This is a genomic window from Chryseobacterium sp. NG-CE01, from assembly GCF_055695505.1.
Genome location: NZ_CM146369.1, coordinates 1260102 through 1274255 on the forward strand (window position 1 = coordinate 1260102; position 14154 = coordinate 1274255).

Consider the following 14154-nt stretch of genomic DNA (forward strand, 5'->3'; position numbering starts at 1 on the left):
GATCTAAAATTATTTTCCAACACCTGTACATTTTCTTTGCCGTGTTTGCCATTAATATCGCCAATTAGTAGTCTCGTTGATTAAATATATTGTAACTAAATCTTGAAAACGCAAAAGCCGCTATTGTTAACGGCTTTGTTATTAATTAATATCCATGCTTGGAAAAATGGATGGATTTGTCTATTACCTCATTTATAAAGACACTAAAGGTCATATTTAATGGTACAATTATATTGGGGTCATTGTAGTTTGAAGCGTGTGTAACTCCCCAAACTATGGGGTCTTCTGTATTCTCATCCAAGTAAAAGAAATAAAACTGATCAAAATTATCTTTCTCTCCTATTACCCAAAATGGCCTGGTAATATGCGGACCATATTTATTGAGTTGCTCGTTCATAAAATCTATATCAGATAGTTCTTCCAAACTGGTTGATCCCTCAGCAATACGTAAATTACCCGTGTACTCTCCAGCTAACAATAAAAACTCTTTGTATGCCAAAGGAAATTTAATGTTTAATCTACTTTCTACCGCCTGTATTTCAGATGTGGAGACACCTCTTATTTTCTGCGTTCCTATTTTTGGCGTATTTGCTAATTTTTGCATATATATATAGCTCATATTTTATTGGTTTAAAAATTCTAATAATTGTTTATTTCCTTTTACATATTCTTTTGCGTCTAATTTCACAGCTTCTACACTCAGTTTTCTACTTTATAAATTTCATGACGAATAAGCATCTGTTTCTTACAAGAGTTAAAAGATTCATATAAAGTTTTGAACTTCATACTTTTTACTTTTACTACATTTTCTCCCATTTTTTCAGCCTTAAATGTAGCTAAATCATGATCGAAATCAGAAAAAACCTATATGTTCAGAATCATGTTTTGCCATTAATATCGCCAATTAGTAGTCTCGTTGATTAAATATATTGTAACTAAATCTTGAAAACGCAAAAGCCGCTATTGCTAACGGCTTTTGTATTAATATCCTCTTTTGGAAAAGTGAATGGATTTATCTATCGTTGAATCAATATATTCACTAAATTTTTTGTTTAATGAATAAATATAATATTCATCATCTCCATTATATGTTACACCCCAAACAGTTGGATCTTCTGTGTTTTCGTCAAGATAGAAAAAAGTAAATTGATCAAAATTACCATACTCTGTTATTACCCAAAATGGTCTTGTTATGTTTAGCTTATTTTCTTTTAAAGTTTCTTTTAAATAGCCTAATACTTCATCGTCTGCCAACATATCTAAAGTACTATGACCATCAAAAAGTTGTAAATTTCCAGGATAATCACCTGCCAAAAGTAAAAATTCTTTATATGCTAGCGGAAATTTAATATTTAATCTACTTTCTACCGCCTGTATTTCAGATGTGGAGACACCTCTTATTCTCTGCGTTCCTATTTTTGGCGTATCTGCTAATTTTTGCATATATATAGCTCATATTTTATTGGTTTAAAAATTCTAATAATTGTTTATTTCCTTTTACATATTCTTTTGCGTCTAATTTCACAGCTTCTACACTCAGTTTTTCTACTTTATAAATTTCTTGTCGAATAATAATCTGTTTTTTGCAAGAGGGGCAGGGTTCGAATAGAGATTTAAAATTATTTTCTAAAACCTGTACATTTTCTTTTCCATGTTTTGCCATTGATGTAGCCAAATCGTGGTCATTTTGGGCGAAAATTTTGTGTTCGGAATCTTGAAATGAAAAAGCCGCTATTGCTAACGGCTAATTTTGATTTTACTACCAACCTTCTTTTAGGATTCTGTAAGCGGTTTTTATTTTTTTCTCAATAAAAATACTAAAAGGATCATTTAATGGTTCTATTATCTTTGTCCTGTCTTGTTGACCGTAGTTGACAAGATAAACATTTGGATCTTCTGTATTTTCATCTAAATAGAAAAAATAAAATACTTCACACCCATTACTTTCCGCAAAAAGCCAAAAAGGGCGAGTGAGTTGTTTGCCTAATCCTGTTTCTTCCATCTCTTCTCGCATAATTTCTTGATGCCAATCAGAAGAAATAGTTTCTAAGTCTGCAGTATCCATCAAAGGTAATGCTCCTCTATCTTTTCCTGCTAAAAATAGAAATTCTTTATAAGCTTTAGGAAATTTAACATTGCATTTTTGTTCCGCTTTTTCTATTTCTGATTCTGAAACACCAATAATTTTATCCGATCCAATTTTAGGAGTTTCTTTTAATTTTTGTAAATATTGAATATTCATAATGTTATTCCTTTACTATTTTTAATCGTTTTAAATCTAAGTTGCCCTTTGCATATTCTTTTGCATTTTTTCTTACTGCTTCCACAACAAGTTCTGCTTTATCATAAATTTCATGACGAATAAGCATCTGTTTCTTACAGGAGTTACAAGGTTCATATAAAGTTTTGAACTTCATACTTTTTACTTTTACTACATTTTCTCCCATTTTTTCAGCCTTAAATGTAGCTAAATCATGATCGAAATTAGAAAAAATCTTATGCTCAGAATCCTGAAACCTTTTAACTACTTCATTATATTCGTCAACTGTTTTATAATGTTCCATCATTTCAGCTTCACTCATTCCCAATTGTCTTGCAATATATATTTTGTCTGGATTTTGACATAATCCCAAACCGTTTATACCATCTCCTGCTAATGCTTTATATTCTAAAGTAATTAGTTTTCCATTTACTTCTATTTCAGCTTGCAAGATAGCTGCATTTTTATTGAACCCACTTTTATTGAGTGTTCGTATTTGTAATAGAATATCAATATCTTTTTTAGAAAGGTCTCCCATAGGCTTCAGCTTTTTCCAAGTCTTCATTACTTTGGCAACATCTGCGTACTTCAGCAACAAATCTTTAAAACCCGTGTAAAATGCCTTCATCAATCTTTTTTGTAAAGCAATTTCTGCCGGTCCTAAAAAAGGAAGCTGCATATTCAAAGAACTTCGTATTTCTTTAGAATAAAGTTTAAAAGCCTCAAAGATTTCGTCTATCATTTTACGCATCTCATCTTTGCCCTGCTTCAGAAAATCAATTAAAGCATCTAAGATTCTTATAAACTCATCAATGGCTTTACCTACAAACTTTACACTTTTTTGCCAGGCTTTTTTCACCCCTCTAGCAAATGTAGTAAAAAAACCAAAAAGTTCCTGTCCTAATCTGCGGACAATTTCTGCTACCGAAAGAACGCCTCCGCTTATCAAAATACCTATCACTACTTCTATAAGTAAAGAGATTATGAATCCGTAAAAACCACCTATAAAATACGCTACATGAACTAAATCTATATTAATAGAAGCTGTAATTGCTTTTTGTAAAAAATGTAATGTTAGTTGCCAAAGATCTAAATTCTCCATATTCTGAAGACCTTCCTCCACCCGTTCCACTAATCTCGGCAAATGGGTGTCAAGATTTTTCATCAATTCCTTACTTGAAGTGCTGATGTTGATAATCATCTTTATCATATCCAGAAGGCTGGTTACTGCATCTACTAAAGAGTTCCATACTCCGCAAATGAAAGCATTCCATGCTCTGATTCCGGTTTTAAGAATATCAGAAACATCAATATTCTCCAAATTATCAATGATGTTTTTGCATTTTTGATAAACCTGCCTGAATGCATCATACACAATCTCATTCAGGGTCATGTTTTTGGGATCTTTCTTCTTGCCGGCGGGTATATTGAAAAGATTGCTAAAATAGATATCGTATTCTTCCAGACCCGTAGTAAGATCCTGAATAACAGTTCTTATCTTTTTATTTAATTCACTATCATCTAACTTATCCAGTTCTTGTTCCAAAGCGATGGGATAAAATTTAGGATCGAAAGCTTTTTGAGCCTTCGGATTCCAACGATGATCTTCTATCTTTCCTTTGTTGATAAATTCTATCGCTTTATCCAGAAGTATACTGATACCATAATTTGAAACCTCTGTAAACGCTCCGAATGAAATAAAGTCAATAACCGTATAGATAACAGAAATTGTTTTTAGTGCAGGGTATTCAGCTTTTCCATTTTTTAAAAGTTCTTTTACAAAATCTTCTTCAATGATATAACCTGTCTCCAATACGAACGAGTCCAAAACCGTACGGATAAGATTCTTATTTTCCGTAACATCACTTTCATATGTTGACAAAAGATTTTCTCTCAGTTTACTTCCGACAGTTACTGCTCCGTAGATAAAACCTGTTTTGTCCGTAGAGTTATCTTCTACAAAAATGAGCAGTTCGTTTTCAGAAGCATTTGTGTTTTTAAAAGTTTCTTCCAACTTTTTTGCACTTTTAGAAATAAAGATCTTTACTTGATAAGCAAATTTTTTGTTTTTGCTTTCAGGATAATAGTAAAAATCTTTTTCAACAATTTTTATATCATCAGGGTCAGTTCCGGCATCATTAATCACCATGATCCCGTTATAATCTATAGATGTTGCATCGATAAAATAAGTATCTTTTATAATCGTGCTGTTTCCTGAAACCGCTCCCATGGTTAATAAAGGACTCACATTCTTCATTCCACGTATTGTCTCCCCCAATTGCATTGTTTGAGCGTCATTTTTCACCTTCATTAGATCCTGGAATCCTCCATATCCCATTTCTTTCATCAAAGAAGGATCATCCAGCGGAATAAGGTTTTGAAAATCGGCTAAAAGTTCCTGTTGAGTAATGCTGTCAAAATCTATTAAAAAAACTCCGAAGCATTTTTGCTTCGGAGTGTAAAACTTATTCTGGTTTTATCTCTCTGTCTTTGTACTTTTCGTAGTTCTTTCTAATGTCTTCTGCTAATACTTTCAATCTGTCAAAATCATAGTTTAGCTCGTCTCCTTCTAATTTAAATTCTCTTGTGAAATCAACAAAACTATTACAATAAACTACCTCCAAAAATTTCATGTCATTTTCTTCATATAAAGTAAAATCCCATGAACTATCAATTAATTCTTTTTTCATTATTTTAAAATTTAGAACTTATCAACATTACTTTTTGTGGATATTATTGAAGAATTAGTCGCTTTTTGCAACCTTTTACGTCTTACTCTTCCCAATCTTCAGCGTAACCGTGCTGCGTCATTGTAAATAAAACCTCCCCTGTTTCAGCGCTTACCGCAACAAATTGGGGGATAGGTTCTAAATAACCCTCAATGTCATAATTTACTACATAAATATCCTTTATCTTATCTTCATATTTTCCATATGGAATTTTTTTTTGCTCTTCAAAAACCACTTTATCTTTATTAACTATAAAAATATATTCTCGTTTTTTTTCAATAAGATATTTTTTGACATTTTCTAATGCTTGTTCTTTTGTTATCATTTATTTAAGATTTAAAATTTTATCTACATTTACTTCTTGTCGTTTCTTAGGTATATCATCTAAATTAAAAGGTAAATTTTCTTTTATGGGATTTCCAAGATTATCTGTGTTCCCAAACTTCCCATAATTCCAATTAATATACCATTCAGCATGTTCTAACTCTTTTCTATTTAAATACTTTTGATATTCTACTATTTTATCATACACAAATTTTTCCCGCTCCACCAAAGATTTCTGCATAAATGCTTTCATCCCTATCTTCTGGCAATCCCGCATATGCATTAGTTCGTGGAGGGTCTCGTAAAGAGTGGCATTTTCACGTAAAATCAATTTCAATTTTTATCCCATCTGTAACGAACATTGCGGCATTATGAGCTTCCAACATTAAAGGATTTCCAGATTTAAGAAAGAATCCTTCTACTTCAAAAGCTCCGGCTCCTTTTCCAATTTGCAATTCTACTTTTAATTGTTTTAAATAATTTTCTATCTTTATAAAATCTGCATCATCAAGAATCTGTCCCAAATATTTCCCTCTTCGTAGTAGTGCAATTTCGACTCTTCTTGCCCCCTTCCCTCCCCTTACTAAAACTTCATCAATCCATTTAACAAATTTAGATAATTGCTTTGCAAGTTTATTCTACATAAAAGCTCCAAAGTCATCAGATTTTGGAGCTTTATCAATATTATTTCAATTATTAATTCCAAGCAATTTTAAAAAAAATATTTTCTAATTCAGAAACTTCTTCTTCTGTTAGTTCTACTTCTTTATCTTTATTTTTTAGTACATGTATCACAAAATCATTATCAATTTTAAAGTTCTTATATTTTTTTAAATAATTTACAAAGTACTCCGGCCAATACCACTCACCATCAGTATATGCTGAGACTGAACCCATTCTCTCGTTATCAGTGTCTTCAGCAATAGACATTATTGCACCACACAATACTCCTTTTTTAAGGTACTCAATAACTTCATTTCTTTGTGTATTTTCCTCATTGTCTGCTAAATAATATTTTTGTAAATCTTTTGCAAAGAAGTAATCATCATGCTTGTTTATAAATCCTATAAATTTCATATTTTTCATTTTAGGGTTTGAATTTAATAAATTTTCCATTTTTGTCATGTACAAAGTTACCTAAGTCATCAACTCGAATCTTAAGAGTAGGAGCTTCTACTTCTACTTTTAGTATTTTAGCTAATTTTGCGGCAAAGCCGTTTTTTAGAGAGCCTGAATAACAAGACACTAATCTTATCGGAGTGCCTTCTATCCAACCTTCGGCTTTTATGATATTTGCATAGTCTTCAGCTTTAGTCCATGTTCCCGAATAATCAACAAATTTTCCATTATTACTGCCATGCGCCACAATATTAAAAATGTTTTCTTCTTCTCTTTGCAATAACTTTATTGAATTACGAAAAGTAGCTCCGTCATCACTAAATTTTAAAATTTTTGCTGTCAGCCAGTCTTCTTTCTTCCATTTAAGAGCCTCTTCTAATGTGATCTTTCTTATCTTATTAATAACTTTCCTTGCACCCTTGCCTCCCCTTACTAAAACTTCATTAATCCATTTAACAAATTTAGATAATTGTTTTGCAAGTTTCGCAATACCTTTTATTATAGTAATGATCGTTACAATAATATCTATTGCCAAAATAAGATCCTCTCCTTCATTGTGTTGTATTTGGTATTGGTTAAGTTTAGGATCATCATAGCGGGCATACTTGTAATTTTTTATACCTTCAATTACATCATTAAAGACTTTGGCGGAATCTTTCAAAACAGCTCCCAAAGCTTCTTCTACACCTTCTCTTATTTCTAAAAATTCTAAATTGGTTTCACCTCCAGCTAAATCACTAACGGTAATATTAATAGCCAGCAAAGCAAGGTCTAAAAATCCGCCAACAAATTCTACCAAGCCATTCCATACTCCACAAAGAAATGGTATTTTTAATTTGATATCATCTCTGTTCTCAATGAGCCAATTGCTTAAATCTTCAATACTTTTTATCTGCTCATCAATTCCTTTGATGATGTCTTCAATACTTTGTAGTTTAAATTCTTTACCCAATATTTTAAAAGACTTCAAAATTTCTAACTGATCTTTTACTTTTTTGAGTGTTTTTTTTAAAGAATTACATTTCTGTATAAAATAGTTAAAGGCTTTTTCTGGTTCTGCAAAAAGATATTCATCTGATTTCAATGTAGGATCCCATTGTTCTCTGGAGAACCGCTCATCTTTTCGGAAAGAATCTGAAATGCTTTCTGTGATTTTCCTGATAAAGTTTTGCACATCTAAAGCAGATACCGAAATGAATTTGGTTTGTAATTTAATAGATTCTAAAAATGCTTCAGCGATCTCATCTTCATTATAATGAAACGTATTATTGTTTTTGCTCTGCTCGTAAATATATTTCGCCCAATATTCCGGTAAATCTACAGTACCCTTATATTCATGGTGGTACTTAACCATTGCATCACTCATCTTGATAAGCAATACTCTGCCTAAGCTAATCGTATGATCGTCCTTTTCTGCATACACGATAAAATCCGTCTCCTCATCTTCTGTACCTTTAGAATTTTTGAGTTTCAAGTTTTCTTCCCGAAATTCTTTGATGAGTTTGGTAGCATTATAATCATGTACAATTTCATATTTCCAATATCCCATAGCTTACAATTTTGGTATTTGACCTTTAATTATTTCTCTTAGTTCTCTGTAGAATACACTGTCTTTACCTAAAGGGGTATTTAATGCAATTTCATTGGAAATTTCATAAAATGTTTTATCTGTTTTTATATCTTCAAACCCTCCATATCCTATTTCTTTCATCAAAGAAGGATTATCCAGCGGAATAAGGTTTTGAAAATCGGCTAAAAGTTCCTGTTGGGTAATGTCATCAAAATCTTCTATTTCTTTTAAATATTCTTCGTAAGTCATCATTTTTTGTTTTTTGCTTTGGCTCGTGGCGGCTGGCATTTTTACCCACCGCCACTTGCCTAAAGCAGGTTGTTAATATTTAACTTATGGCTTTCGGCATACTGCTTACTGCCTGAAGCATATTTTAAGGAAGATTGTTTTTGATGCTCTGCATAGAGATCTGGGCAATTACTTTTCTTGGATCATCATCTGTAGTCAGCTGCAGGTTGCCGTCTTTGATGTCGATATTTTCCACGAAACGATGTGCTCCAGAACTTAACTGCGCATCGGTAATGGCGAACTCGGATGATATAACCACTTCTTCCGGATTCTCAAACTCCAACGGGTTTTCTGCACTGAATGGCAATGCTGTTGTTGTCTTCAGTCCTGTTGAACCTTCCTGCAAAATCGTAAGGGTGGTTGGAAGTTTCGTAATCCATGGTTTTCCCTGCTTGATTCCTACAGGCTCTCTCATTTCATCCACAATGCTCATGTACATCGGGTCTCCGATTACCGGAACTTCTTCTCCGTTCCATATTTTTCCGGTACTCAGGAAGAATTGGATGGCATCTTCAAATCCCGGTCTTACCGTTACAATAACTCTTGCCATCCCGGATTGTAAGAAGCTTCTGAATAGCGGATCTACACTCTCCGAAATATACATTTCCTGCCAGTGTTTTCTGTTGGCCCAATAATAAGGATAGAAACTGTAACTCATAATATTCCATTCAAAAGCCTGCTCCATGAATTTGGCCATTGCTGTATATTGGTCCAGGTTTTCATTGAGAAACACCTGGAAATTTTCCATTTTGTCACCATCGGTAAAGTTTTGTCCTATGGTATTCGGAGAGAGATAATCCTGTAGCAAATAGGCAATACAGTTGTGCTTTAGTACATCATTCTCCATGTAGCGGTAGAAATTGCCCATTTTATCCTTGGCTTCTGCTTCTTTCTCTTTCTGCTCTTCATCAAGACGTTTTTGTTCTTCTTTAAATTTTTCGTACGCTTCTTTATATGCTTCGATGATGGCATTGAAGTTTTCAGTCTGCCATGCCAGAACATTGGCATCATTCGGAACGCATGGGAATTTAAGGGCAATATTAAATCCGCCGATATTTTTCCCGGATACCCTGTAGTTGAAAACTCCGGTAAGGTTTAATCCGCTCACGCCTTCTGTACCATTGAGCGTCTGGTTATGGGTGTCCTTATAATAGTTTATGCCTTTCAGATTCCCGAATGATAAATAAGCGGGAAGGATATAATTTCCCTGCCAGAATCCGGACCTGTTTCTCTGCTTATTGTATGCCCATACGATGGTTGCTGTAGTTGCTTTATAGCCGTCAGGAATTTCTAGGTTGCCATCGAAGAAGATGCCTTCCCCTTCCGTCTGAGGGCTTCCGTTGGCATTGAGAATAATCTCTTTGCCCGGCATTTCATCCGTAAGCGTTACTCCGTAAATATCTGCCCAGTATTGCAGTAAGGTTTTTGGGGCTGCTTTCGGATTCGGCATCGTGTAAGGAGCCGGTGCTTTTCTGGGATCTACCGGTGCGGTAAGCACATCTGCTTTTGCTACAGCCAAAGCCAGCCTGTGTAATCTTGCGGGTTCAGGGATCATGAATTCAAACATGGTTCGCTTTCCGTAGTTGTAGATCTGGTTTTTGTATTTCATATCTACCCATCTGTAAACGCCTACAACATGCTTGTCGCCGTTTCGGTTATCGAATCCATGCGCATTGTTTTCTTCAAATTCTTCAATAATTTTTTCAATTCTTTCTTCAGAGATTTTAGTAAGAAGTCTGTCAGTCGCTTTGTTGGTGATTTCCTGTGATTGGGTTATCGCCTGGCGGATACTGTTTTCTTTAGCATTATGAGTGGCAAGACTACCGCCGACTTCAAATCTTCCGTAAACCTCTGAATCTTTACTCCAGTTCGCGTATGCCTGTGCACTTGTATCTTTCATGATAACATTGGCCACTTCTGACTGCATATCGTGTCTGGTGGTACTTGTAGTGTCTGTAAGGGTTTCGCGTTCTGTAGATTTAGAGGTTGTAGTTTGGATTTCACTTTTTCTCAGTCTTCTGGTAGACTTTTGTTTAAACTCCCGAGCCATAATGTTTTCAATATGGGTAACATCTCCCGGAACATACGCATGGGTACTCTGGACTACTTTCATATATTCGGCAATACCCAATCTTTTAAGCCCGAAAAGTTTTCTTCCGGCAGGTGCTTCTGCCGCGCCTTCTTCTCTTGGATCTTCCTTGCCCGGTCTTAATGTAAGTAATCCGGTCTGCAATTCATTATTAGGAATCTTCAGTAATTCCAGGTACGCTTCTCTTCCGTTGCTGAAGTAGATATCAATTCGGACTTTGCTTATTGATGAGAATTTATTGACCATCACTGCCGGGAAGCTGATTATGCCGTTAAGCACATCAATATTTGCTACTGCTTCTTCATGGTATCCGGTATTAGATTCCAATATAATTTTTGCATTGGTTACACTCCAAGAATTATCCTGCACTTCAAAAGAAAAATTGATAAATCCGTTATCCGGAACAAAGGCCGATCTTCTCCAGACCGCTAAAAGGCTGTATGCTAAGTGTGTTCTCGTTGAGGAATTTCCAACCGGAATTAATGCTCCTCCTAAATTAGCATATTGAGTCTGCTCCAGCACAGTATTGTCCAAGGCATATTGCGTTTGCTGTGAAATATGATTTTGTACGTGGGAAATCAGGGATTCATAGGTCTGGTAGCTGTCGTCGACCTGTAGAATTTGTGTCCCGATTCTCAGTTCTGATTCTGAAACCACTTCTACCGTTGCCGTGGGAGATATTTTAGAAAAGACTTCAACTATTTCCTGGGAAACGAAAAGGCTCATAAACAATTCTAACGACTCGGGAGACAATTTTCTCTGAAGTTCTGAAAGATTAATTTCATTTTGATACGAAAACTCAAACGGAGGAACTTCCAGCTCCCTTAATTTTTCGTGTAATTTTATCAGTTCTTCTTCGGGTGCTCTGTGCTCTATTAAATAAGCTATTTCTTCAAAAACTTTTTCATATTCTTCTTTTTGATACTGATAGGTGGCAGTATATTCATTATATGCAGACTGATAAGCTTTCGTCCTGGAATTATGATATGCTTTCTGGATCTTTTCCAGTTCAGCATTCAGTTTTTCAAGCTGTTCTTTTTTGAGGAGTGCCTGAGTTACCACTAAATCTCTTTTAGCATCTGCTTTTACTCTCTCTTTTGTTTTTGATGAAAGGCCTGATGTTTCGGATGATGCCATTTTCGAGGCCGAAGAAGATCCTGATATTTCTTCTTCTACGAAAAGTTCTTTTGGCATCACTACTTTAGCATCGAGTGCTTTTGCCACCAGATCGGCTCCGTTGATTTTTGTAAGTTCTTCCGTTAAAGAAAGTGTCTGCGCGTAGCCTACATGTAAAGCTTTTAAAATATGAACGAGCGCTTCTTTAGCATAAAAGTCTTTTTGGGTAACAACCTGATAGATCAGATTGTCCCATAGTTTTTCAAACTCGGTCTGTCCGGAAGAATATGCCTCTTTTGTCCTGGTCAGTTCTGCGGCGGAAAGCTTTTCTTTTTTAGTAATTTTTCTGCCTATTTTAAGCAGGCCAGCATATTGGCTGTTTTCAAGATCTTTTTCTGTAAAAGGAGAGGGAAATAATTTACACTGGTTTTCCAATGCTTTAATTTTAGAGATTCCGGATCTGTTTCTCACGGCCTGATCAAAGGCATTATTTAAAACAGGTCTGTGGATAAATCCTAAATTTTCTTTCTTTGTTTCCGTAAGCTGAGGGTTTCTCATGCTTATAAATCTGAATAATGTTTGAGAAGTGTTCTGAGTAGTGGTATTGCCGGTATTGGCAATGCTGTCATTTGTGGACATTTTTTTGTAATTTTGTTTTGCTTGTTAAGGTTAAGATTTGAAGCCTCTTTTTATGAGAGTCACTTCAGGTTTTAGCCTTATTTTTTTAGGTGGTCTTCAGGCTAATGTATATCCACCGGAAGTTTTAAAATCCTGTTTCATTGTTTGTATTTTCTTACAGCAAATATCCGCCGGGAAAGCGACAGAACACGTCGTATTAAAATTTAATCAATAAAAAATTGAGTCCGGTGTAAAGATTTTATTAAATATCTGAATGGGATTTCCCAAGTAATAATCTGTGTTTTCTTACAATGAACTGCCGGTATTGCGTTTCATCCTTTTTCAATGTCACAAATGTTTTTTGCATACTTTATCCAAAAATATTTTAATAAATTTCATGCAAACAATATTCTATCTTTGCATGTTATTTTTATTCAAATTGAAAGTAATTTGCATGCTTCAGATTGGATGAATTAAAAACAAAATGATTGTAAAATGGCAAAAGAATTCAGGCAGAAAATTCGCCAGAAGAATACCGATAACAGCGGTTTCGGAGACAGTGCGTCCGGAAGATTTATTAATAAGAACGGACTTCCGAATGTTAACAGGAAAGGAGTAAATGTGTTCAATCGGTTCAGCTGGTACCACACCATGCTGGAGCTGTCGACGTTTAATTTCCTTTCGTATCTGGTTATTGCGTACGTTATGGTAAATTTGTTTTTCGCTTTGATCTATTATCTTATCGGAGTCGAGCATCTTACCGGGATTGATAAAAGCGATACGGTGAATGAATTCATTGATGTTTTTTTCTTTAGTTCCCAAACTTTTACGACTGTAGGATACGGGAGAATTGCGCCAGTAGGTTTTATGGCAAGTCTGGTGGCTACTTTTGAAGCATTTCTTGGATTGCTTACCTTTGCCATTGCAACGGGCCTTTTCTACGGAAGATTTTCCAGGCCGAGAGCATACCTTAAATTTTCGGATATTGCTCTTATTGCTCCTTTCAAGGATAAAACAGCGCTGATGTTCAGGCTTGCTCCTTATAAAAACAATTCTTTAACGGATGCTGATGTTATTGTATCAGCAGCCATCGAAGTCATCGAAAACAGTGTTCCGAAAAGTAATTTTTATACCCTGAAAACTCAGCTCAGTAAGATCAATACGCTGGCTCTGAACTGGACAATTGTGCATCAGATTGACGAGGATTCGCCGTTTTTCGGCTTTTCTGATGAGGATTTTAAAAATACGCATATAGAAATCATTGTTCATGTACGGGCATTTGATGAAGTATTTTCCAATACGGTTGTACAGCGTACCTCTTATGTTTCCGAAGAAATTATATACGGGGCCAAATTTATCCCGATGTATTATCCGGATAAAGATAACCAGTCTACCGTGCTGAATCTGGACAAAATCAACCATTACCAACAAGCAGATCTTCCGATATTTCAGGAGGAAAATGAATAATGAATTTAGAACTCTACAAAAAACAGGCTTTACAAAAGCAGAAAGAACATAAAAAATTCCTGGACGGTATCAAAAAGAAACCGCCAAAAAATCTTGATTATGTAGTTCAGGAAACCCATGATGAAGTTTTCGAAAGGATAGACTGTCTTCAGTGCGCCAATTGCTGCAAAACCACAGGTCCTCTGTATACAGAGAAGGATATTGAAAGGATAGCGAAACATCTTCGCATGAAACCTGCTGATTTTGAAGCCAAATATCTGCGCACCGATGAAGATAACGATAAAGTGCTTCAGAATCTTCCCTGTTTCTTTTTGAACAGCGACAATACCTGTTCTATTTACGAAGTACGCCCCAAAGCCTGCCGGGAATATCCGCATACAGACCGAAAAAAGATCTATCAGATTAATAATCTTACCATGAAAAATACGCTGATATGTCCTGCTGCATACGAGTTTGTTGAACGAATTATGAAAAATTTAGCAAAATAACATATAATTCAAAATCATTCTTAAATAATTATAAAGTCCGTTAAATAAAGACTTCCGGGATAATATCAGGAGAAATAGTAGCGTTT

The 14154-nt window shown here is 34.9% G+C and carries 15 protein-coding genes; 2 read left to right on the forward strand and 13 right to left on the reverse strand.

Annotation, left to right across the window (positions count from 1 at the left end):
- Positions 1 to 145: 145 nt before the first annotated feature.
- The 13 genes from ACYT6F_RS06210 to ACYT6F_RS06270 form a co-directional block, all read right to left on the reverse strand.
- Positions 146 to 619 carry an SMI1/KNR4 family protein gene (locus ACYT6F_RS06210; protein WP_472600366.1) on the reverse strand — a complete coding sequence of 158 codons (474 nt, stop codon included), beginning with the start codon at positions 617 to 619 and terminating at the stop codon, positions 146 to 148.
- Positions 620 to 981: 362 nt separating this feature from the next.
- The gene (locus ACYT6F_RS06215) at positions 982 to 1443 is read right to left on the reverse strand and encodes an SMI1/KNR4 family protein (RefSeq protein ID WP_472600367.1); all 462 of its coding nucleotides are present in this window, start codon (positions 1441 to 1443) and stop codon (positions 982 to 984) included.
- 16 nt (positions 1444 to 1459) lie between these two features.
- Positions 1460 to 1675 (reverse strand): hypothetical protein, encoded by a 216-nt coding sequence (locus ACYT6F_RS06220; protein WP_472600368.1) that lies wholly within the window; start codon positions 1673 to 1675, stop codon positions 1460 to 1462.
- 84 nt (positions 1676 to 1759) lie between these two features.
- Positions 1760 to 2242, reverse strand: a complete 483-nt coding sequence (locus ACYT6F_RS06225) for an SMI1/KNR4 family protein (protein ID WP_472600369.1) — start codon at positions 2240 to 2242, stop codon at positions 1760 to 1762.
- Between the two features lie 4 nt (positions 2243 to 2246).
- The gene (locus ACYT6F_RS06230) at positions 2247 to 4607 is read right to left on the reverse strand and encodes a hypothetical protein (protein WP_472600370.1); all 2361 of its coding nucleotides are present in this window, start codon (positions 4605 to 4607) and stop codon (positions 2247 to 2249) included.
- A 118-nt stretch (positions 4608 to 4725) separates the two neighbouring features.
- A complete protein-coding gene (locus ACYT6F_RS06235; protein WP_472600371.1) occupies positions 4726 to 4950 on the reverse strand; it encodes a hypothetical protein in 225 nt (74 codons plus the stop codon).
- 82 nt (positions 4951 to 5032) lie between these two features.
- Entirely contained in the window at positions 5033 to 5314 is a 282-nt protein-coding gene (locus tag ACYT6F_RS06240) for a hypothetical protein (protein ID WP_472600372.1), read from the reverse strand.
- Positions 5315 to 5650 (reverse strand): zincin-like metallopeptidase toxin domain-containing protein, encoded by a 336-nt coding sequence (locus ACYT6F_RS06245; protein WP_472600373.1) that lies wholly within the window; start codon positions 5648 to 5650, stop codon positions 5315 to 5317.
- Positions 5631 to 5837, reverse strand: coding sequence for a hypothetical protein (locus ACYT6F_RS06250; protein ID WP_472600374.1), 207 nt, complete (start codon positions 5835 to 5837; stop codon positions 5631 to 5633). The genes ACYT6F_RS06245 and ACYT6F_RS06250 overlap by 20 nt, the downstream gene beginning before the upstream one ends.
- Before the next feature lie 172 nt (positions 5838 to 6009).
- Positions 6010 to 6429: a hypothetical protein gene (locus tag ACYT6F_RS06255; RefSeq protein WP_283423181.1), complete on the reverse strand. Its 420-nt coding sequence runs from the start codon at positions 6427 to 6429 to the stop codon at positions 6010 to 6012.
- Positions 6401 to 7981 (reverse strand): hypothetical protein, encoded by a 1581-nt coding sequence (locus ACYT6F_RS06260; RefSeq protein ID WP_472600375.1) that lies wholly within the window; start codon positions 7979 to 7981, stop codon positions 6401 to 6403. Before ACYT6F_RS06260 ends, ACYT6F_RS06255 begins: the two co-directional genes overlap by 29 nt.
- A gap of 3 nt (positions 7982 to 7984) precedes the next feature.
- Positions 7985 to 8254: a hypothetical protein gene (locus ACYT6F_RS06265; RefSeq protein ID WP_472600376.1), complete on the reverse strand. Its 270-nt coding sequence runs from the start codon at positions 8252 to 8254 to the stop codon at positions 7985 to 7987.
- Positions 8255 to 8375: 121 nt separating this feature from the next.
- Positions 8376 to 12134 carry a hypothetical protein gene (locus ACYT6F_RS06270; RefSeq protein WP_472600377.1) on the reverse strand — a complete coding sequence of 1253 codons (3759 nt, stop codon included), beginning with the start codon at positions 12132 to 12134 and terminating at the stop codon, positions 8376 to 8378.
- A gap of 474 nt (positions 12135 to 12608) precedes the next feature.
- Between ACYT6F_RS06270 and ACYT6F_RS06275 the strand changes: the two genes are divergently transcribed.
- Positions 12609 to 13580 (forward strand): ion channel, encoded by a 972-nt coding sequence (locus ACYT6F_RS06275; protein WP_472600378.1) that lies wholly within the window; start codon positions 12609 to 12611, stop codon positions 13578 to 13580.
- Complete coding sequence (locus ACYT6F_RS06280; RefSeq protein WP_472600379.1) at positions 13580 to 14068, forward strand: YkgJ family cysteine cluster protein; 489 nt, start codon at positions 13580 to 13582, stop codon at positions 14066 to 14068. The genes ACYT6F_RS06275 and ACYT6F_RS06280 overlap by 1 nt, the downstream gene beginning before the upstream one ends.
- The last annotated feature ends 86 nt before the right edge of the window (positions 14069 to 14154 follow it).

Coding starts and splice junctions, on each gene's coding strand:
- ACYT6F_RS06280 (WP_472600379.1), top strand. CDS start 13,580: ATGAATTTAGAACTCTACAAAAAACAGGCTTTACAAAAGCAGAAAGAA.
- ACYT6F_RS06225 (WP_472600369.1), bottom strand. CDS start 2,242: ATGAATATTCAATATTTACAAAAATTAAAAGAAACTCCTAAAATTGGA.
- ACYT6F_RS06235 (WP_472600371.1), bottom strand. CDS start 4,950: ATGAAAAAAGAATTAATTGATAGTTCATGGGATTTTACTTTATATGAA.
- ACYT6F_RS06275 (WP_472600378.1), top strand. CDS start 12,609: ATGGCAAAAGAATTCAGGCAGAAAATTCGCCAGAAGAATACCGATAAC.
- ACYT6F_RS06240 (WP_472600372.1), bottom strand. CDS start 5,314: ATGATAACAAAAGAACAAGCATTAGAAAATGTCAAAAAATATCTTATT.
- ACYT6F_RS06265 (WP_472600376.1), bottom strand. CDS start 8,254: ATGATGACTTACGAAGAATATTTAAAAGAAATAGAAGATTTTGATGAC.
- ACYT6F_RS06260 (WP_472600375.1), bottom strand. CDS start 7,981: ATGGGATATTGGAAATATGAAATTGTACATGATTATAATGCTACCAAA.
- ACYT6F_RS06210 (WP_472600366.1), bottom strand. CDS start 619: ATGAGCTATATATATATGCAAAAATTAGCAAATACGCCAAAAATAGGA.
- ACYT6F_RS06215 (WP_472600367.1), bottom strand. CDS start 1,443: ATGCAAAAATTAGCAGATACGCCAAAAATAGGAACGCAGAGAATAAGA.
- ACYT6F_RS06230 (WP_472600370.1), bottom strand. CDS start 4,607: ATGAAAGAAATGGGATATGGAGGATTCCAGGATCTAATGAAGGTGAAA.
- ACYT6F_RS06270 (WP_472600377.1), bottom strand. CDS start 12,134: ATGTCCACAAATGACAGCATTGCCAATACCGGCAATACCACTACTCAG.
- ACYT6F_RS06255 (WP_283423181.1), bottom strand. CDS start 6,429: ATGGAAAATTTATTAAATTCAAACCCTAAAATGAAAAATATGAAATTT.